The following is an 18824-nucleotide window of genomic DNA, read 5'->3' as shown; positions in this document are numbered from 1 at the left end:
CATGGGAGCCTGGTGTTTCAGATTAAATGGTTATTACTAACCACTCTGATTACCAGGCAATGGACTTAAGGGGATTTGAACCCCTGGCCTCGGCGTTGCAAACGCCGCGCTCTTCCAGCTGAGCTATAAGCCCATATCCTGTTGACACCGACAATTTTACGTTTTGTTTAATAACCGCTTACCCAGTTCTTTAGGAGGTGATCCAGCCGCAGATTCCCCTACGGCTACCTTGTTACGACTTAACCCTCCTTGCGAAACCTAGATTCGACTGCGGCAAAAACCACAGGCTCATCCAAACCTCACTCGGATGGTTTGACGGGCGGTGTGTGCAAGGAGCAGGGACGCATTCACCGCGCTATGTTGAAACGCGATTACTACGGATTCCAGCTTCATGTGGGCGAGTTACAGCCCACAATCCGAACTTAGGACAGGTTTAAGAGATTGCCTTCACCTTTCGGTGTCGATACCCATTGTCCTGCCCATTGTAGCCCGCGTGTAGCCCGGATAATTCGGGGCATGCTGACCTACCGTTGCCCATTCCTTCCTCCTCTTTAGCAGAGGCGGTCCCAACAGTGTCCTCTTCGTTCCGGAGAACAAGCTAGCAACTGTTGGCGTGGGTCTCGCTCGTTGCCTGACTTAACAGGATGCTTCACAGTACGAACTGACGACGGCCATGCACCTCCTCTCAGCTGGTCAAACAGAGTCTTCAGCCCGGTTATCATTCCGCTGTCCTATCCGGTGAGCTTTCCGGCGTTGAGTCCAATTAAACCGCAGGCTCCACCCGTTGTGGTGCTCCCCCGCCAATTCCTTTAAGTTTCAGCCTTGCGACCGTACTTCCCAGGCGGCACGTTTCACGGTTTCCCTTCGGCACCCCGGTGACTCGTGGTCACCAGTACACCTAACGCGCATAGTTTACGGCTGGGACTACCCGGGTATCTAATCCGGTTCGCTCCCCCAGCTTTCGTCCCTCACTGTCGGAGCCGTTCTGGTGAGATGCCTTCGCCATCGGTGGTCCCCCGGGGATTACAGGATTTCACTCCTACCCCCGGAGTACCTCTCACCTCTCCCGGTCCCTAGACCAACAGTATCTCTTAGACGCCCGCCGGTTAAGCCGGCGGATTTCCCAAGAGACTTATCGGTCCAGCTACGGACGCTTTAAGCCCAATAATAGTGGCCACCACTCGAGCCGCCGGTATTACCGCGGCGGCTGGCACCGGTCTTGCCCGGCCCTTTCTTCAGATGCTTTTTAGACACCTGGACAGCCCGCGTATACGGGCACTCGGGGTTCCCTTATCACAGTTTCCTGCATTGTAAAGTTTTCGCGCCTGCTGCGCCCCGTAGGGCCTGGAATCGTGTCTCAGATTCCATCTCCGGGCTCTTGCTCCCACAACCCGTATCGATTACAGGCTTGTTGGGCCGTTACCCCAACAACAACCTAATCGACCGCAGATCCATCCTAAGGCGCCGGAACTTTCGACTAAAGAACATTCCAGTATCTCTAATCTATGGAGTATTATCCCCAGTTTCCCGGGGTTATCCTCCACCTTAGGGCAGGTTATCCACGTGTTACTGAGCAGTCCGCCGAGGGTCTGAACCCTCTCGACTCGCATGGCTTAATCGAACCCCGATAGCAGTGACCTCTGGCAGGATCAACCAGAATTAATTTCTTGAAGTAGGCAAACTGATACCTCAGTTTTGCTCATCAAAGCACACTTACTTTCGGCTTATTTTTTAAAGGATATTAGCGGTTACTAAACAAATTTCCGCATTGCCAGTGCCAACGTCAGAACCAACACTCCCATTCGAGCGATTTTGGTTCTCCATCAAAATCTCGGACTACAATATAGGAATTGAAGGATTATAAACCCTTGCATTTCCGATTGAAATCCTGTATTAAATCCCTGCAGCAGCCGGCGGATTGCCGGAGGACTCCAGAGATTGTATTCCTTGGATATTTTTATTGTAAGCAGATCAAACAAAGGCAGTTCAGCCCCCGAATGTCTCAAACAATCGACCTAACAACATGGTACTTACGCCAATATAAACACTCGCATTTCATTCTCCAATTCGCACCAGAAAATCCAAAATTAACCTAATATGACAGAAGGGCTAGTTATTTCAGCACCCATTGAGGGCAGGAAAACCGTCAGAATAATTATTTCACCACCCTGAGAGAGGGGGACGGAGTCCAGAGTTGACAAACGCGCAAAGCGATAAAAAACAGCAAATTGCCAGAAAAAGACCAATATGACAACTTTACGGACATCACTCCACCGCCATGACCCCGCCAAAGGGAGGAAAAACATTAGGCGGAGTATTATCAGGCACTCAACCCCGACACAGCCCCCCTCCCGTACCAAAAACCCGAAGCCACGCGCAAAAAATGAAGAAATTCAGAGGATTTATGACCCCGTGCCGCAGAAAAATCCGGTTCACCAACCCCCCGGCCAAAAAAACTGCCAGACAACACCAATACCTGCGTCCACTATATTGAATACTTCCTCCAAAACGATCCTGTCATGGCAATCCCCTCAAACACGACCAGAACCACCAGGAGGAGCACAGCCGGTATCTTCGGAGGTGGTGCATCGGTGGAGACCGCTCAGTTTATCTGAGTCATCGTTGAGAAGTGCTATCAGAAAAAGAACCATCCCGGATAGCAAGCAGACCAGGGATAGTACAATCAGGTATGGGGAGACAAGGAAGATGGTGGAATTAACAATCAACAAACACTTCGAGACCGATGGATCTGATGATTACGCAGAGCTCCTCATACAGTCCGATGTTATTAACCCGGACCTGATCGCAGATGTCTGTTCGGGAGCGAAATGGAACACGATGATTCCGGCAGATGACAATTGCCTCTGTGTGCGAATATCCCGAACGGCGATTCGGACTCCCGGTGTGCGAAAGGAACTTGAGTGTCTGGTACATTACCTGAAGGAAAAAGAACAGTCAATACATGAAAAACAATCATCAATTCAGGGAAATAACCGGATGCTGGATGAACTGGTTTCATTCCTTAGGGACGGAGCAGATGACGGGATCCTGGAAACGCCTGGAAATAGAGCCTCCTGTGTAGCAGGATGTGAGCAGGGCAATACCGTATTTGAACAGGACAGCATCCTGGTATCTCAGGCAATAAACAGTGAAAAAGAGATCCCGGAAGGGCATAAATGGTATGATACCATGCTTGCAATCCATCCTGATGATGCAATTGCCTGGAATGCAAAAGGGCTGACCCTCGTTGAAGCAGGATCATTTCAGGAAGCACTGGCCTGTTTCACCCGAGCCCTTGAGATTGACCCCGGTTATACCGAGGCCCTGTACAACCGGGACCATATCCCTCCGATGCAGTATATTGACTGAAGGGGGATGGAAAAGGGAATGAATCTGTCAGGAAAGGAAATCAGTGCCGGCCCAAACTCCCCAGCTGTGGAAGTAAAGACAGATTGAGTCCGCCCTGGCAGACATCTGAATTCAGATAGCACCCATTTGTCCCTGCCCTGTTACCTGAGAGTCCCCACACCCGGACCCCTCACCCTCTCAATCAATGCCACCATTCCCCTTGCCGCCGCAGCAACATCATCCTGTCCGACGACAGCCGATATAACCGCCGCCGAGTCAGCACCGGCCCGGAATACGTCCTGTACATTCGCAGGACCAATCCCGCCAATGGCAACGAGGGGCACGGTGGAAAGCGCCTCACGGATCTCCCTGAGGATCAGGAGGCCGCGAGCCGCACCGGCATCCTCCTTCGAGGTGGTGGAGAAGACCGGACCGAGGGCGACATAATCTGCACCCTCATCAACCGCCCGAAAGGCCTCTTCAACACACCCGACAGAGACACCGATGAGAAATCCAACGTGGGCAGCTGCCTCTGCAGCGGCCCGTGCCTCCGTGACGGACCCATCGCTCTGCCCCAAATGCACCCCGTCCGCACAGGATGCAATCGCCACATCCAGAGAATCGTTCACCACAAACAGGGCATCAGAGGAGGACAGCGCCTCACGGACGGCGACTGCCTCACGAAGCAGGGCCTCCGGTGCCAGATGTTTGTCCCGCAGCTGGATGATGCCGGCGCCGCCTGCTGAAGCAGCTGCGGCAATCTCTGCATGGGAACGACCCCGGCCAATAACCGTGTCGGTGACCACATAGAGTTCCGGAATGGTTCTCCGCCCCGGCAGATGGCTCATTCGGTTCAGATTCCTGCCCTCTGTCATATCTTCAGCTCACTCATAATCTTCGTTAAGATTTTTTGTCAGGGGATCCGGCCCGATCCGTGTTCGCATGAGCCGGTTCCCCCGGTTCAGGCAGCATCCATATCCACAGCCCTCACGTCAGCGTGGGCCGCAAGATCTGCTTCGGTAAGGTTCGCCATCTCATCAAAGAGCGCCGTCCGGAACGAATACGGGCCGCGGGCCTGGGCAGCCGCCCGTTCCCCGGCATGGGCAAAGGCGGCGCAGGCGGCCGCACATGACTCAACCAGATCCGTTCCCGCCGCTGCAAAGGCGCCCACCACAGACGCTGTCATGCATCCGGTCCCCGACAGGCGACCCATCATCGGGTTGCCGTTTCCGACCACAAGCGTCCGTTCACCGTCAGATATGTAATCCTCAGGTCCCGTCATCACCACAACCGTGTTATACTTCCGGGCACAGGCGGCAGCGACAGACGCAGGGTCACCGGCACAGCCGCCGGAGTCCACACCGCGCACCTCTCCGCCGATACCTGCAAGGACACCAATCTCACCAGCATTGCCCTTCAGAACGGCAATATCCAGTTCTGCAAGCAGCCTTTCAGACGCCTCTGTCCGCATCGCCGTTGCACCGGCGCCGACAGGGTCAAGAATAACCGGAATACCGCGGGCATTCGCCGCTCTTCCTGCAATGAGCATCGAATCCACCTGATCACAGGAGAGAGTCCCGATATTGAGCACGAGAGCACTGGCCATCGCTGCCATCTCACCGGCCTCCTCCCGTGCTGCCGCCATCACCGGTGCACCCCCGGCACAGAGCGTGATATTGGCACAGTCATTGATGGTCACCGTATTCGTGATGTGGTGTACCAGCGGGTGGCAGGACCGCACCGCCGCCAGTTTGTCTGCGATTTTATGAGAATCCATTGGTATTCACCGAACGTACCTCTCCTATTCGTGCTCTGACCTAAGAAGGGTTTTCACCCCGGCAACAATGCAGGACAAAGACCATGTTTCAGGAAATCCTGCCCCTTCACGTTTCATACCTTCGAAATGGACAAGAACCATAAATGCGGGAACAGTATCGGAAGATATATGCATGCCCCCCCACATCGGATCACAGGGGTAAAACCATATGCTCAGGGGGGATGGATCATCTCAGATAACAGCACACACGTTCACGACCGTTCGGGAATCATCAGGGGAAGATCCGGATGATCGGTGATCTTCTCCCAAAATTAACAATATACTCGCCCATATTGGCGATGATGGGCTACCCCCTTGTCTATACCGTAATTGGGGGTCCATACATCCCGATTGCACTTGCAGCAACGGCCTTTTTGGGTTCAATTCTTTTTCTGGATTATCTCAACGAAAAATGCCGCTTCTGGTGGATTGGAATGCTCTATCCCCTGCTTCTCATCCTGATCATCATCACGGAAATCTTCTCCCTCGCATCCCCGGAGCTATTCCGGATGGTCGCGGATGGGATGACTCCTGCAAGACTGAGAGGGATGCTCTATTACCTCATCATCCCTGTTTCTCTTCTGTTCTTTGCCGCGATGACACCGGAGTTCAGAAAGATGATGAGAATCCCTGTTTTAATTGCGGCATTCATCAGCATACTCCTGCTCGTCCCTATGTATGAGACCATTTCCTATGCATTTTTCCCCACGGTTGGATTGATTACCGATGTAACGAACGGATTTATCATTCTTATTCTCGTTGGGTTCTGCGGGATTCCCCCCCTCGTGGTTTTTGGACTGGTCAATAGTATTCAGATATCCAAAAGTATACGATCTGAACTTTCGGATACATGATACAGCTGAACGAAAGACTCAGGTGGAATTCACGACTGCCTTAAAAAAAGATTAGTGATGGTGTTCAGCGTGGCTGCCTTTCTTCTCTTCCCACGCTTCAAGGCCGTGCTGCACCCGATAGTCATTAATCGCCGCATGAATCGCCTCTTCGGCAAGCACCGAACAATGTAGTTTCTGGGGCGGCAGACCCTCCAGCGCTTCTGCAACCGCCTTATTGGAGAGCTCCCACGCCTCCTCCAGCGTCCTGCCTTTGATCAGTTCAGTCGCCATGCTTGATGATGCGACCGCAGCCCCGCACCCGAAGGTCTGGAATTTCACGTCTGTGATCACATCACCCTCCACCTTCAGGTATATCTTCATGATATCCCCGCACTGGGCATTGCCAACCTCACCGGTGCCGTCAGCATCCTCAATAACACCCTGATTTCTCGGGTGCTCAAAATGGTCCATCACCTTCTCGTTGTACATCTCTCATCTCCTCCTATGACTGACTCCTTAACTCAGGCGGCGTTAAAGGCGACATATTCCTCAGCCGCTGCACGATCTCTTTTACCGCATCAATCGCATAATCCACGTCTGCCTCTGTAGTCTCCTCGCCCAGCGTCAGGCGCAGGGACCCATGCACCACCTCATGGGGCAGGCCGCAGGCGATGAGCACATGAGACGGCTCCAGGGAACGGGAACTGCAGGCGCTGCCGGTAGACGCTGCAATCCCCCGGCGGTTGAGCATCAAAAGAATCGACTCTCCCTCAATAAACGCAAAGACCACGTTCACATTGTTCGGGAGGCGCTGTTCCGGGTGCCCGTTTAAGTAGGTTTCGGGAATCGCAAGCAGTCCTTCCGTGAGCCTGTCACGCAGGGCGGTGATCCGCAGAGCATTCTCTCTCATCTCTCCAACCGCAAGAGAGAGGGCGAGCCCCAGACCGACGATGCCGGGTACATTCTCGGTTCCTGCACGCCGCCCCCGCTCCTGAGCACCACCGTGCATCAGGGGGTCAAGCCGCACCCCCGGCCCGATATAGAGGGCACCAGTCCCCTTCGGCCCGTGGAATTTATGCCCTGAAAGCGAGAGGAGGTCAATATTCTGTGCACCCACGTCAACCGGAATATGCCCCACCGCCTGCACCGCATCGGTGTGGAAGAGAACGCCATGCTTCCGGGCGATAGCACCTATTTCTGCAATCGGCTGGATGGTACCGATCTCATTGTTTGCCATCATCACGGTGATGAGAATCGTCTCCGGAGTGATTGCTGCCTCCACATCTGCGGGGTCGACCAGCCCGAAGCGGTCAACCGGGAGATAGGTCACTGAAAAACCCTGTTTTTCCAGCCACTCACACGTGTGGGAAACAGCATGGTGCTCAATAACAGAGGTAATGATGTGGGTGCCCTTCGCTTTCTTGGCAAAGGCAACCCCCTTTATCGCCCAGTTGTCTGACTCAGTGCCACCGCTGGTGAAGTAGATCTCTTTTGGATCCGCCCCGATGGCATTAGCCACCCGTTCCCGTGCCTCATCCACCGCATTGCGTGAGGCCTTTGCAAGGTCATAGAGGGATGAGGGATTGCCAAATGTGCCGGTCATATAGGGGATCATCGCCGCTGCGACCTCCGGGCGGGTCGCCGTCGTTGCCGCATGGTCCATGTACACCAGTCGCTTCTCAGTATTCATATCGTATTCCTTCCGGGCCAAATATACAGACGGAATTTTCCACTGAGGCACAATAAACATATGCCACCGGTGCGCCGAAAAAAGGGAGTTTGATATCCGACAAGGTCAGTCAAGCAGTTCGTAGACGGTCGAACGCCGCCGCAGCACCCGTCCGAGGTCATCGGTGATCCGCTTCATATCAGCCGGGTCAAAGTAATCAGCCGACGAAGCACCGGCCTCCACCGATACCTCGTCAGTGAACATCGTCCCGCCAAAGTCATTGCCGCCGGCAAGGAGACCCAGCGAGGCCATCCGATCACCGATCTTGCCCCACGATATCTGGATATTTGGGATATTATCAAAAAAGAGCCGGGCGACCGCAAAGAGCAGGATATCCTCCCGCCCGATAGACCCCCCGGTAACAAGGCCCGCCTGCTGCAGGGGAGTATTCTCATGAATGAACGGTAGGGGGATAAACTCCGTAAACCCGCTGGTCTCATCCTGTATGTCGCGTATCACACCGAGATGCTCGGCACGATCATCCGGCGTGTCCACCGAGCCGTACATGATCGTCGCGGTCGACTTCAGCCCCATCATATGAGCTTCTTTGATGATTCGGGACCATTCTGCAGTAGAGATCTTGTTCGGGCAAATTCGGCTCCGCACCGAGTCCACTAAAATCTCCGCTCCCGTGCCCTGCATCGTCCCAAGACCCGCGTCCCGCGTCATTTCAATCACTTCAGCGGTCGTAAGGCCGCTCTTTCTGGCAGCCCAGGTCACTTCATCCGGGCTCATCGTGTGGATGTCGGCCTCCGGTATAATTTCGTGGGCAATGCCAATCATCTCCGCATAGCGCTCGGCGCTGAATGCGGGGTTAACCCCGGAGAGAAAACAGAGTTCTGTGACACCGCGCTCCTTTGCAAGAGTGACCTGCGCACGAATGCCTGCATCCCCCACATCATAGGCGTCCGGGGCACCCGGCGGCCTCCCGAACGCGCAGAACCGACAGAGATTCCGGCAGATATTGGTGATATGAATATTCTGATTGCGCACATAGGTGACAATATCACCCACGGTCTGTTCACGAAGGATGTCTGCTGCTGCTGCAATCTCCCATACATCAGACCCGCGTGCCTTCAGAAGCCCTGCCGCCTCGGCAGGAGTGAGCCGGTGCCCTTCAAGGACATCTTCCAGTAGCTCTTTCATCTGGATCAATTCCGTGTTGATGTGTGAGCCCTGAGGTACAAAAGAGTTGTGAATGGCCCCTGCCAGGCAGGGACCGGATAAATGCGCTCAGCGCTTTTTAGCGGGTTTTTCAGTAGTTTTTTTGACAGCGTCGTTCTTTTTTCCCCCCTTTTTGTCGGAAGGTGCTGTATGTACGGTCTTTTTTCCGTTCTCAGCATTCTCCTCACGCCTCCGGGAATACCACTCCCAGATGATGAGAATCGCAATGATAATTACCGCAAACTCGATGATATGCAGCGGCAGATAACCTACAAGCGGTATCGCAAAGAGCGCCTTCCCGACGATCCACTCCTTTTGTACCGGCTGAATGACACCGATACCCTGGTAGTAGGCGTCCTGATCCATTACTGCATTATTATCACCCTTGGTGGTGTAGCCTGGCAGAGTGCTACTTTCATCCCAATTTATGGCACGGTGGATGATCGGGTGCACCGATGAAATTCCGTTTGGTTTGTAGATGATGACGTCCCCATAAACCTCCTGACCCTGCCGATCGGGGTAATACGCAAACTTTGCATACCCAGTTTGCTGACCTTCAGCCCATGTGGTCAGGGGGCCATACCGGTCTGCCGCTACAACAAAGACAAGGTCTCCCACGTTCATATTCGGGATCATGCTCTCTGACTCCACCGCGACCACCGCAGGCCAGGTGCCGGAGACCAGAAAGAGGAGGAGGGCCACCCCTGCCACTACCCCGACGATCCAAAGAATATCGCGGGCCCATCCTGCCTTCGGGTCATCGCTCTTTAAAAATCGCTGCACCTGGGTTGCCACCCCCAGGCTCCGGCGCTGTTCTTTCATTATAATACAATACCTCTTCAAAACATATGAAGGGTAGGGCGCCAGCGGTCATTAAAAAGAGAGATAACCAAGGTATGGTATGGAAAAGACAGCCTTGCCAATTATCCATTCATCTTTCACCGGCTGTATAGCGCCAACACCTTGATAGTAGGCATCTTGATCAACGGTTGGGTTGTTATCTCCTTTTGTAATATACCCAGGGGTCGTTGTATTGTCATACCAGAACAACGCCCGATGTATGATAGGATGCACTGAGGTATCACCATTAGGATAGTAAAGAATCACATCACCGCAAACCATGTTCCCCTGCAGGTCTGGATACTCTGCAAATCGTGCATACCCTGTCTCATGTCCCTCCTCCCAAGAAGTTATGTCACCATTTCGATCCGGTGCTACCACAAAGACGAGGTCCCCAACATTCATGTTTGGTGCCATGCTCTCCGACTCCATTGCGACTATTGCAGGCCATGTGCCACAAACAATGAATAGAAGGATAAGCGGAAGGACTATAAGAATAAGCGCAACAATAACCAAACCCCCCAACAGCAAAGGATTATCGCGTAATTTGCGTTTTTTGGAATCTTCACAATTAGAATCGGATGCAACTGTGTGACCACCATCAAGACTCCCGCGCTTTTCCTTCATATATTGCAATACCTTTTATGGACATATAAATAATGGGGCAAAACCCGCCGCTTCATATGGGTTTTTACCGCCTGAAGACCAACCTGTTCATATGCAGCGTCCACAGGAGATCGTGCTCGGGTTTTTGGACCGCGGGCTGCAGGTTCACCCTGATGTGGTCTCATATATCGCAGAACAGGGTGATCTCTCGCTCATCCCTGTCATCGCAGATACTGTACCGCCGCATGCAACTGTCGTTATGACCGAACATATTCCCGGATTTACCCGGGAACGGGACGGAATGAGATTTCTCACCGAAGCGCCCGTTGACGTCATCTACGGTGCCGGTTCTCATGAAAATAATGGTGTCGACTTCAGGGACTTCATACACTATTTCCGGGACCGCTACAACCGCCTCTCCGCTATCCTGCGGACGAGGAAGACTTACGCCGGTGCCATGCCCATCGGCGGGATTGCCAAAAACAGCCGGTACTACAATATGGAACTCGTCCTTATCGGCATGGTGATGGACGTCAGGAACACCACCAAAGGGCACCGGATGGCGATGCTGGAAGATCCCACGGGGATGATCAATGTCCTCTTCAATAAAGACCGTGAGGACTTCGCAGAGGCAGAGCGCCTCATCCCGGACGAGGTGATCGCAGTCACCGGTCAGCTCTCCAGCGACGGCAACCTCTTCTTTGCAAACTCACTCGCACGCCCCGACATTCCGGTCAACCACGCCCCCTTCCTGAGTAAAACGCCGGGGAAGGCCGCATTTATCTCTGATGTACACGTCGGCTCTGACACCTTTCTCGGCGAGGCATGGGAAAAGTTCACGGCATGGCTGCACGAACAGCCTGATATCGGCTACCTCCTGATAGCAGGTGATGTGGTGGACGGCATCGGCATCTACCCGGATCAGGACAAGGAACTTACCATCCAGAACATCTACGGACAGTATGCAGCATTCGGCGATATGCTCCGGAAACTCCCCTCTCATCTTCAGGTGGTTGTTTCTCCCGGCAACCACGATGCCGTCCGGGGCGCTGAGCCCCAACCCGTTCTCCCCCCCCAGTTCTGCGAGAACCTCCCGGATAATGTCATCATGGTGGAGAACCCCGCAGTCGTAAAGCTTCAGGGCGTTTCGGTTCTGATGTACCACGGGAGGTCCTTTGACGACATGATCGGTCTCATCCCCGGGGCCTCATACTCCCGGGTGGATGAGGTGATGGTTGAGATGCTCAAACGCCGCCACCTCACCTGCACATACGGGGAACGCACCCCCATCTACGCCTCACGGGAAGACAGGCTCGTCATAGACCCGATCCCCGAGATCTTCCATACCGGGCACGTGCACATCTCAGGCATCACCAAATACCGTGGAGTGCTGGCCATCAATGCCGGCACCTGGCAGTCACAGACCGCATTCCAGAAACAGATGAATATTCAGCCGACACCGGCCCGGGCCATCATCGTTGACCTCCAGACCCTGGAACCGGAAGTTATAGACTTTCAGGAATAACGCCAAAAAAAGATCAGGCAGGAATTTTGATCCGGCGGATATGATTTCGGGGAATTATCAGCCGGAATACCGCGCCTGTGCCGCATGTGCCGCACTCGCTGATGGTAATCCCGGTGATCCCAAGCATCTCACGGGAGAGATACAGTCCCAGACCGGTATTTTTCCCATATCCCCTCTCAAAAATCCGCTCTTTTTTGTCCAGGGGCACACCGCAGCCATCATCGGAGACCGTAAGCACCCCGCCTTCCTCACCATCTGCAAAGGCAATCGTCACCCGGCCCGCCCCTTCACCGTGGCGCCGCACATTCTCCAGCAGATTATAGAGAACTTTCTCAAAGAGCGGGTCTGCAAAGACCTCGATCTCCCCACAGGTGAGGCTGACCGGCACACCGTTCCCATGGAGCATAATTTCTGCATTGCGGACCACCGTCGCAAGGCTCTGCCACCGGGGCAGCTCCATCCCAAGGGCATCATAATCGCGGGTAAACGAAATAAGCCGCTCAATGGTGTGGGCCGCAGCGTTCGCCATATCCCAGTAATGATCAGCCTTCTCCGGGGTCATGGGCGCCCTCCCCGTATTGCCCCTGACCAGTTCATCACACATCAGAATCACCGACACCTGGTTTAAGATGTCATGCCGGGTAACAGACGAGAGCAGGATGATCTTCTTTTTTGCTTCCGCAAGGGCCTCTACAGTCTCATGCTCCTGGGTGATGTCCATATGCATCCCTGCCACCCGTTCAGGAGCGCCATCGGCATCATATGCGACAACCCGGCAGACAGACCGCACCCAGATCCACCTGCCGTCCCGGTGTCGCATCCGAAACTCTGCCCGCCCGGCAGGCGTGGTGCCATCATCGAGGCGTGCGATATATGCCGCTACCACAGCCTTGTCATCCGGATGAATTCGACGCATGAACACCTCATCAAACGACACTCCCAACTCTTCTGCCTCATAGCCGATGAGATGCGCCCAGCCGCTGTCAACCGAAATCGTCTTTCCTTTCACAAAGGAATCCCAGAAGCCGATGCCTGCACCCTCCTCTGCCACCCTGATATGCTCCAGAGCCCTGCGCAATTCAGCAGACTCTGTCGCCTGACTGGTTACATCCACAGCGGCAAGAAGGTGCGCACCTTCTCCCCGCCAGCTGACCGGCACCACATCAGTTGCAACCAGCACCGGTCCCCCGTCTGTACCGGTACCATGAGAAATGCTTCCCCCGCCTGCACCCCAGGAAAAGAGCCAGGATATCTCATCCGGATCAGGCGGTGCACCCCGGAAATAGTCTGTCGCGGCCCGGTTAACGGACCGGAGTCTTCCGTCATCATCTATAATACACATCGGCACAGCATTGTTCAGAAAGGCCGCCCGATAATCCGGCATATGTTCCCCCATGGATATACCTCATATTCTCTGCATGCGCCATACCGACTTTATGACTGGCTTTTCCAAAAACAGAATTCACCTGTCAGCCGCAGGACACGCTGCCACCACCTGATGACCCCCCCGGGTCGGGTCGGGCAGAGGTTAGATGGAGGGCTTCATACATAAACCTTCCACCAACCCAGTCCGGATTCGTGGGATGAACTGCCGTATACCGACAGACAGCCATTCCAAAAAAGAGAGGGACAATCAATCAATCAATCAATCAATCAATCAATCAATCAATCAATCAATCAATCAATCAATCAATCAATCAATCAATCAATCAATCAATCAATCAATCAATCAATCAATCAATCAATCAATCAATCAATCAATCAATCAATCAATCAATCAATCAATCAATCAATCAATCAATCAATCAATCAATCAATCAATCACGATGCGCACCGATCACATCTGACCCGATCCGGTGGATTCATCTGCACCCGCTTTCCCATTCTCTTCAAAACTGCCGGAATACCGCCTTTTCTGATAAATTCCCGCATATACAGCTATAATCGCAAACACCACGGCATACCAGAACGGTGTATTCAGGGAGAGAGAGACCGGAATCTGTACAGTGATGCCGGACGCCGTGATGGTTCCCACCGCATCACCCACAATCACCGGCAGGGAGATCGCAATCCCTGACTCACGGAGGGAATATTCAATGCCAAACCCGCCGATAACGATTGAGATTAGAAAGAGGAGCACCAGCCACAACGGTTTTTTTGCGGCCATCCCGACCAGCCGGTCCGACAGCTCCCTGTACTCCCGGCTGCACCGGAGCACGGACCCGACGAGGAGCAGGGCACCAAAGAAGACGATGCTGATGATAATCGCCAGATTCACCGCTGCCATCAGGGGGGAGAAAAACTCCTGCCCAAATCCGGACATCCCCAGCTCAAACGGTGAGACCTCCAGGGCAAAGGCACCGTTCCCGAACCGTACCGACCACCAGAATCCAAGGAACGGGAGTGCAATCAGGCAGATGCCCGCTACCACGCCGGGGATGTTGCAGTCGGCTGCCGTCCATTCTTTTCCGGTATCAGTCATGCTCCCACCTTCCATGGCCGGGCCATTTCGGTTGTGATCCCGATACCCATGATCTCTACTTCAAACACGAGTACACCTTCCACACTGCCTGATTTTATGGCAGTTACCATGTCTGCTGATGCAGAACCCATCAGAACAACGGCTGCCTGCTCTCCGGGGGCAATTGTCACCGGGGCCATAAGCGAGGCCATAAACCCTCCGTCATCACCGGGAACACGATATTCGATATGCTGTACGGTCAGCGGATACGCCGTCGGATTCGCCACACTTCCCTTCAGCGTGGCCGTGCCTGCAGCAGCGTCCCCCTCCACCGCACTGCCGGTCACAAGCGGTCGGTCCGCCTCTAAAAGTGACCTGAGGGTCTCATTCAAAGGACCTGCAGGATTTTCCGGGAGGGTTGCCGCCTCCACATCAAATCCGGCATTGTAGAGGGCAATCACCAGCGCCAGGACCAGAATCAGCAACGGGAGAGCCATGATAACCATCCCGGTCCGCGAATTCTCCATACCCTCTCCTTGAGAGCAACCCAGATAAACCTGTCTCCGGCAAAAAGGGAAGCATGCCGGGAGAAAGAGAGAAACAGGGCATGCGGTGCAGGCCAAAACGGTACCCAACACAACCTGATTTCTCCCGTGCACCGGAAGAGAATCAACCCATAGAATGGCCCGCCCACTCTTACCGAATCAGGTGCATGCGACGGGCCATCGCATATCCACAGACCACCTGCAGTGAATCCGGAAACCGGCGGTTCAGATCCCGATCCCCGGTATCCAGGTAGAGGGAGGGGGTACGGGAGAGTTTGGCCTCGGTTGCAATGACAATGACATTCTCCGGCCCAATCCGGTCAATCACAGCAGGCGAAAACTGTTGGGTTCCCCTGCCCAGCACAAACCCCTGCGCCCCGATGGGCGAGACAATCGCCTGCACCCGGGGATACTGGTCCAGAATCCGGAGGATGCCTGCCTCATTGAGATCACGGGCAATGACGTCCCCGTCAAAAACCGCATCGATGCCCAGCAGGGTGCCCGCCTCTCCCAATGCCTCCGTAACGGCTGCGGTGGTGCTCCCGGCCCCGATCAGGTACAGGGTGTCCCTCCGCATGATGTCGGTGATGAACCGGGCGATCTCCGCCTGTGAACGACCCTCATGCCTCGCGTCCGTCGCCCATTTGGAAGACGGAAGGTAACCGGTGAGAGCAGGAGACCGGGCGATACCGGTAAGGGTTACTGCCAGGCGACCGTCCCGGTAGGCCGCCTCGTCGATATCCATCACCTCTCCATCCGTCATCACCGCCTCCGAGAGCCGGTTTACACACTCGGCCGCCGTCTCAGGGGTCGCGGCAAAGACTCCGGAGTACATCTTCACACCGGAGGGCACGCCGAGGATCGGTATCGTGTCGCCGACAGCAGCAAAGACATCACGGGCCGTCCCGTCCCCCCCGCAGAAAATAATCAACCCGCACCCCCGGTCCGCAAACACCCGGCAGGCCCGACGGGTATCCGCCCCGGTGGTCTCTGTCTCCTCCGGGACGTATACCGTCTCGGTTGAAAGGCCGGCCTCAGCGAGCAGTGCCTCCCCCATCGGGCCGCCTGCGGTGAGAAACGTATGGACTCCCGAGGTAATGAGGGAGAGCAGCCGGCGGGCACGGATTGGTGCGACGGGCGCCGCCCCCCGCAGCCTTGCCTCCTCCACCGCACCGTCTGTCCCTTTCAGCCCGACCGCACCGCCCATACCGGCGACCGGGTTTACTAAAAAACCAATCAGCATCAGTGAATCTTCGGCAGATCTTTAAGGGAAGCAGCAATAAGCTCTGCGGGATACTCATAGTCCGGCAGCCCGCCAGCGAAGTAGGCCTCATACGAGGTCAGGTCAAAGTGGCCGTGTCCGGAACAGTTGAAGACTATTGTCTTCGCCTCGCCCGTCCGGGTGCACTCTGCTGCCACATCAATCACCGTCTTGATTGCATGGGCAGACTCCGGTGCCACGATGATACCTTCCGAACGGCAGAACGCAACTGCGCCAGCAAAGACCTCATTCTGGTGGCAGGAGACCGAATCAACAATCCCTTCGTGGTGCAGGAGGGAAACCAGTGGCGCCATCCCGTGATAGCGCAGCCCGCCCGCATGGATGGAGGGCGGGACAAACCCATGGCCGAGAGTGTACATCTGCATAATCGGCGTGTATCCTGCCACATCGCCATAGTCATACGCATAGAGACCCTTGGTGAGTGTCGGACAGGCCGCCGGTTCGGTGGCTATGAACTGACATTCAGGCATTTTTCCGGCAATCTTTTCCCGGATGAACGGGAAAGCAAGCCCCGCGAAGTTGGAACCGCCACCTGCACAGCCGATGACGACATCAGCCGTCTCCTCTCCTGCCATCTTCAGCTGTTCCAGTGTCTCCAGCCCAATCACCGACTGATGCAGGCAGACATGGTTTAAGACGGACCCAAGGGAGTAATTGGTATTCGCATGCGAGGCCGCATCCTCGACCGCTTCAGAGATCGCCATCCCGAGGGAACCGGAGGTCTCGGGGTCCAGTCCGAGCATGGCCCGCCCGGCATTGGTGTCCGGTGACGGGGACGGGACGCAGTCGGCCCCCCAGCACTGCATCATCATCTTGCGGTAGGGTTTCTGGTCATAACTGCCCCGGACCATGTATACCTTGCACTCCATGTCAAAGAGCTGGGTTGCAAAGGCAAGGGAGGAACCCCACTGCCCTGCACCGGTCTCGGTGGCAATCCGCTCAATGCCGTCTTTCATATTGTAGTAGGCCTGGGCAATCGCCGTGTTCGGCTTGTGCGATCCGGGGGGGCTGACCCCTTCATACTTGTAGAAGATCTTTGCCGGTGTCTTCAGGAGTTTCTCCAGCCGACGGGCACGATAGAGGGGAGATGGCCTCCAGAGGGTGAGGAGGTCCCGCACCTCTGTCGGAATATCGATGTAGCGTTCGGTTGACACCTCCTGCCGGATGAGCTCCTTTGCAAAGATCGGGGCCAGATCTGTCGGGCCAATCGGCTCCTTTGTCTGGGGATTGTAGGACGGCGAAAGGGGCACCGGCAGATCTGCCTGGATATTATACCATTGTCTCGGCAGGTCATTCTCGTCGAGAATATACTTGGTCTCCATGCAGCACATGTAGATCCCTGTACATATATATACATTGCTGCGCACATGCTATGCCGAGGTAAAAAAAAGATGGAGGTGATCACTGGCGGCGGAGGACCGCGAGGGCACCGAGTATACCCAGTGCGCCAATCACCGGTGCAACACACGCAGGAGTGGTGGTGGGCACCGGGGTGGTGGCAGCGCTGGTTGCGGTGGCCGTCACACCAGGGGCGCCTGCCTGACCGGAAACAGAATCATCGCCGTCCCCGCCGGACTGCTGTGGTGTCCCCGTGTCATCGCCGGAATCGTCCGTCGTATCGTCTCCGGTGCCATCACCAGTAGCATCCACAGTACCTTCTACAGGAATCTTGCCTGGTGCATACGGAACGAAAACGCCATCTGGACCGATATACCCGGCATTCTTATTCTCCGCAAGGGACTTCATGAATACATCATGGCCCGGATCGTCACTGCTTCGCTCCTCAGCCCAGAATGGTGCAAGGAGCATCACATCGGAGAATTCACCACGCTCAACATCTGCAGAGCAGGTTACCGGCACCTGCATAGGCCCAAGGGTCATGGTCACCGGATCATTGGCGACCGCATTGAACCGCCAGGTATCCCACGGGGTCGTGGAATTCACGGCCCACTGTGGATTCAGGCCCTTACCGGTTTCCCAAGGAAAACCATGGCTGTAGTCATACGTGATGTTCACGGTCGTGGTAAACCCGCCCATCCGTTCTCACAGGCCACAATCCCGGTTACAACAGCCTCATCATAGTCAATGATATTTATCCCAAACCAGCCGTTCTCTGCGGCCTCGACATCAGTTACGTGTACTGTCTGTCCAAATTCCGCAGCCCGTACCACGAGACCGTTATTGGAGGCATTTGTCACCGAAAGGCAGGAAACATCGAAGTTGCCGTTGTAGAGGAACATCGAACATTCCCCACAGCCCAGCCAGCCGTCAATCAAACCGGGGAGTTCAATAATGCCGTCCATGCCGTCGATGACCGGCAGATCACCTGTAGGAGAGGGAATACCCGTAATCGTGAGTGCCCCGCCGTCTGCGTTTACCGCAACCGGTTCATTATATACCGCATAGGTGATCTCAATCGTGTCACCGCTTGTCCATTCACTGTCCAGTGCTGCCTGAATGGTGGTAAAATCACCCGTTCCATCGGGGTTTACCACCCACGTGGCCGCCATCGCAGGCGCTGCCATACACAACACCGCGAGGATTACTGTCAGGACAGAAAGTATACCCGCCCGTCGTTTTGTTACCACACAAATAACTCCAAAATATAATGTTTAACATACAATATTTACCATATATTAGTATTTCCGGCAATAAAAACAATTATAAATATTATT

The 18824-nt window shown here is 54.7% G+C and carries 18 protein-coding genes, 1 tRNA gene and 1 rRNA gene; 4 read left to right on the top strand and 16 right to left on the bottom strand.

What is annotated here, in order from left to right; genetic code table 11:
- Positions 1 to 60: 60 nt before the first annotated feature.
- Both L1S32_RS09930 and L1S32_RS09925 read right to left on the bottom strand, forming a co-directional pair.
- A tRNA-Ala gene (locus tag L1S32_RS09930) sits at positions 61 to 133 on the bottom strand.
- Between the two features lie 59 nt (positions 134 to 192).
- Positions 193 to 1660 (bottom strand): 16S ribosomal RNA (locus L1S32_RS09925).
- 1046 nt (positions 1661 to 2706) lie between these two features.
- Between L1S32_RS09925 and L1S32_RS09920 the strand changes: the two genes are divergently transcribed.
- Entirely contained in the window at positions 2707 to 3369 is a 663-nt protein-coding gene (locus L1S32_RS09920) for a tetratricopeptide repeat protein (protein WP_278154947.1), read from the top strand.
- Positions 3370 to 3509: 140 nt separating this feature from the next.
- Here L1S32_RS09920 and thiE read toward each other — a convergent pair whose 3' ends face one another.
- Together thiE and thiM are read right to left on the bottom strand one after the other, a co-directional pair.
- Positions 3510 to 4223, bottom strand: a complete 714-nt coding sequence (gene thiE / locus L1S32_RS09915) for a thiamine phosphate synthase (protein ID WP_278154946.1) — start codon at positions 4221 to 4223, stop codon at positions 3510 to 3512.
- A gap of 86 nt (positions 4224 to 4309) precedes the next feature.
- On the bottom strand, positions 4310 to 5125 hold the full coding sequence (thiM, locus tag L1S32_RS09910) for a hydroxyethylthiazole kinase (RefSeq protein WP_278154945.1): 816 nt from the start codon (positions 5123 to 5125) through the stop codon (positions 4310 to 4312).
- A 287-nt stretch (positions 5126 to 5412) separates the two neighbouring features.
- On the opposite strand from thiM, the gene L1S32_RS09905 reads away from it, so the two are divergent.
- Complete coding sequence (locus tag L1S32_RS09905; protein WP_278154944.1) at positions 5413 to 6018, top strand: hypothetical protein; 606 nt, start codon at positions 5413 to 5415, stop codon at positions 6016 to 6018.
- A 51-nt stretch (positions 6019 to 6069) separates the two neighbouring features.
- Here the strand turns inward: L1S32_RS09905 and nifU are convergent, their stop codons facing one another.
- From nifU to L1S32_RS09880, 5 genes are all read right to left on the bottom strand, one after another.
- A complete protein-coding gene (nifU, locus tag L1S32_RS09900; RefSeq protein WP_278154943.1) occupies positions 6070 to 6486 on the bottom strand; it encodes a Fe-S cluster assembly scaffold protein NifU in 417 nt (138 codons plus the stop codon).
- A 13-nt stretch (positions 6487 to 6499) separates the two neighbouring features.
- A complete protein-coding gene (gene nifS / locus L1S32_RS09895) occupies positions 6500 to 7687 on the bottom strand; it encodes a cysteine desulfurase NifS (RefSeq protein ID WP_278154942.1) in 1188 nt (395 codons plus the stop codon).
- 105 nt (positions 7688 to 7792) lie between these two features.
- Positions 7793 to 8872, bottom strand: coding sequence for a 5-amino-6-(D-ribitylamino)uracil--L-tyrosine 4-hydroxyphenyl transferase CofH (cofH, locus tag L1S32_RS09890; protein WP_278154941.1), 1080 nt, complete (start codon positions 8870 to 8872; stop codon positions 7793 to 7795).
- Positions 8873 to 8959: 87 nt separating this feature from the next.
- On the bottom strand, positions 8960 to 9712 hold the full coding sequence (locus L1S32_RS09885; protein WP_278154940.1) for a S26 family signal peptidase: 753 nt from the start codon (positions 9710 to 9712) through the stop codon (positions 8960 to 8962).
- A 51-nt stretch (positions 9713 to 9763) separates the two neighbouring features.
- Positions 9764 to 10357, bottom strand: coding sequence for a S26 family signal peptidase (locus L1S32_RS09880; RefSeq protein ID WP_278154939.1), 594 nt, complete (start codon positions 10355 to 10357; stop codon positions 9764 to 9766).
- A 91-nt stretch (positions 10358 to 10448) separates the two neighbouring features.
- On the opposite strand from L1S32_RS09880, the gene L1S32_RS09875 reads away from it, so the two are divergent.
- Entirely contained in the window at positions 10449 to 11861 is a 1413-nt protein-coding gene (locus L1S32_RS09875; protein ID WP_278154938.1) for a DNA-directed DNA polymerase II small subunit, read from the top strand.
- A 13-nt stretch (positions 11862 to 11874) separates the two neighbouring features.
- On the opposite strand, the gene L1S32_RS09870 is transcribed toward L1S32_RS09875, so the two are convergent.
- On the bottom strand, positions 11875 to 13245 hold the full coding sequence (locus tag L1S32_RS09870) for a PAS domain S-box protein (RefSeq protein WP_278154937.1): 1371 nt from the start codon (positions 13243 to 13245) through the stop codon (positions 11875 to 11877).
- 148 nt (positions 13246 to 13393) lie between these two features.
- Here L1S32_RS09870 and L1S32_RS09865 point away from each other — a divergent pair, with 148 nt between their 5' ends.
- Positions 13394 to 13708 (top strand): hypothetical protein, encoded by a 315-nt coding sequence (locus L1S32_RS09865; RefSeq protein ID WP_278154936.1) that lies wholly within the window; start codon positions 13394 to 13396, stop codon positions 13706 to 13708.
- On the opposite strand, the gene L1S32_RS09860 is transcribed toward L1S32_RS09865, so the two are convergent.
- The 6 genes from L1S32_RS09860 to L1S32_RS09835 form a co-directional block, all read right to left on the bottom strand.
- Complete coding sequence (locus L1S32_RS09860) at positions 13699 to 14343, bottom strand: hypothetical protein (RefSeq protein WP_278154935.1); 645 nt, start codon at positions 14341 to 14343, stop codon at positions 13699 to 13701. The genes L1S32_RS09865 and L1S32_RS09860 overlap by 10 nt on opposite strands.
- A complete protein-coding gene (locus L1S32_RS09855; protein WP_278154934.1) occupies positions 14340 to 14849 on the bottom strand; it encodes a hypothetical protein in 510 nt (169 codons plus the stop codon). Before L1S32_RS09855 ends, L1S32_RS09860 begins: the two co-directional genes overlap by 4 nt.
- A 169-nt stretch (positions 14850 to 15018) precedes the next feature.
- A complete protein-coding gene (locus tag L1S32_RS09850; protein WP_278154933.1) occupies positions 15019 to 16110 on the bottom strand; it encodes an ATP-NAD kinase family protein in 1092 nt (363 codons plus the stop codon).
- Entirely contained in the window at positions 16110 to 17471 is a 1362-nt protein-coding gene (locus L1S32_RS09845) for a TrpB-like pyridoxal phosphate-dependent enzyme (protein ID WP_278154932.1), read from the bottom strand. Before L1S32_RS09845 ends, L1S32_RS09850 begins: the two co-directional genes overlap by 1 nt.
- 79 nt (positions 17472 to 17550) lie before the next feature.
- Positions 17551 to 18186, bottom strand: coding sequence for a hypothetical protein (locus tag L1S32_RS09840; RefSeq protein WP_278154931.1), 636 nt, complete (start codon positions 18184 to 18186; stop codon positions 17551 to 17553).
- Positions 18162 to 18737 (bottom strand): hypothetical protein, encoded by a 576-nt coding sequence (locus L1S32_RS09835; RefSeq protein ID WP_278154930.1) that lies wholly within the window; start codon positions 18735 to 18737, stop codon positions 18162 to 18164. The genes L1S32_RS09840 and L1S32_RS09835 overlap by 25 nt, the downstream gene beginning before the upstream one ends.
- Between the last annotated feature and the right edge of the window lie 87 nt (positions 18738 to 18824).

It is taken from the genome of Methanogenium sp. S4BF, assembly GCF_029633965.1.
GTDB lineage: Archaea > Halobacteriota > Methanomicrobia > Methanomicrobiales > Methanomicrobiaceae > Methanogenium.
Note: the sequence above shows the minus strand (reverse complement) of the source record. Positions and strands in the feature narration are given on the sequence as shown.

What these genes read in the sequence shown, in the direction of transcription:
- L1S32_RS09880 (WP_278154939.1), bottom strand. Translation starts at nt 10,357, where the DNA reads ATGAAGGAAAAGCGCGGGAGTCTTGATGGTGGTCACACAGTTGCATCC.
- L1S32_RS09860 (WP_278154935.1), bottom strand. Translation starts at nt 14,343, where the DNA reads ATGACTGATACCGGAAAAGAATGGACGGCAGCCGACTGCAACATCCCC.
- L1S32_RS09885 (WP_278154940.1), bottom strand. Translation starts at nt 9,712, where the DNA reads ATGAAAGAACAGCGCCGGAGCCTGGGGGTGGCAACCCAGGTGCAGCGA.
- nifU (WP_278154943.1), bottom strand. Translation starts at nt 6,486, where the DNA reads ATGTACAACGAGAAGGTGATGGACCATTTTGAGCACCCGAGAAATCAG.
- L1S32_RS09845 (WP_278154932.1), bottom strand. Translation starts at nt 17,471, where the DNA reads ATGGAGACCAAGTATATTCTCGACGAGAATGACCTGCCGAGACAATGG.
- cofH (WP_278154941.1), bottom strand. Translation starts at nt 8,872, where the DNA reads ATGAAAGAGCTACTGGAAGATGTCCTTGAAGGGCACCGGCTCACTCCT.
- nifS (WP_278154942.1), bottom strand. Translation starts at nt 7,687, where the DNA reads ATGAATACTGAGAAGCGACTGGTGTACATGGACCATGCGGCAACGACG.
- thiM (WP_278154945.1), bottom strand. Translation starts at nt 5,125, where the DNA reads ATGGATTCTCATAAAATCGCAGACAAACTGGCGGCGGTGCGGTCCTGC.
- L1S32_RS09870 (WP_278154937.1), bottom strand. Translation starts at nt 13,245, where the DNA reads ATGCCGGATTATCGGGCGGCCTTTCTGAACAATGCTGTGCCGATGTGT.
- L1S32_RS09840 (WP_278154931.1), bottom strand. Translation starts at nt 18,186, where the DNA reads ATGGGCGGGTTTACCACGACCGTGAACATCACGTATGACTACAGCCAT.
- L1S32_RS09905 (WP_278154944.1), top strand. Translation starts at nt 5,413, where the DNA reads ATGATCGGTGATCTTCTCCCAAAATTAACAATATACTCGCCCATATTG.
- L1S32_RS09855 (WP_278154934.1), bottom strand. Translation starts at nt 14,849, where the DNA reads ATGGAGAATTCGCGGACCGGGATGGTTATCATGGCTCTCCCGTTGCTG.
- L1S32_RS09920 (WP_278154947.1), top strand. Translation starts at nt 2,707, where the DNA reads ATGGTGGAATTAACAATCAACAAACACTTCGAGACCGATGGATCTGAT.
- L1S32_RS09865 (WP_278154936.1), top strand. Translation starts at nt 13,394, where the DNA reads ATGGAGGGCTTCATACATAAACCTTCCACCAACCCAGTCCGGATTCGT.
- thiE (WP_278154946.1), bottom strand. Translation starts at nt 4,223, where the DNA reads ATGACAGAGGGCAGGAATCTGAACCGAATGAGCCATCTGCCGGGGCGG.
- L1S32_RS09850 (WP_278154933.1), bottom strand. Translation starts at nt 16,110, where the DNA reads ATGCTGATTGGTTTTTTAGTAAACCCGGTCGCCGGTATGGGCGGTGCG.
- L1S32_RS09875 (WP_278154938.1), top strand. Translation starts at nt 10,449, where the DNA reads ATGCAGCGTCCACAGGAGATCGTGCTCGGGTTTTTGGACCGCGGGCTG.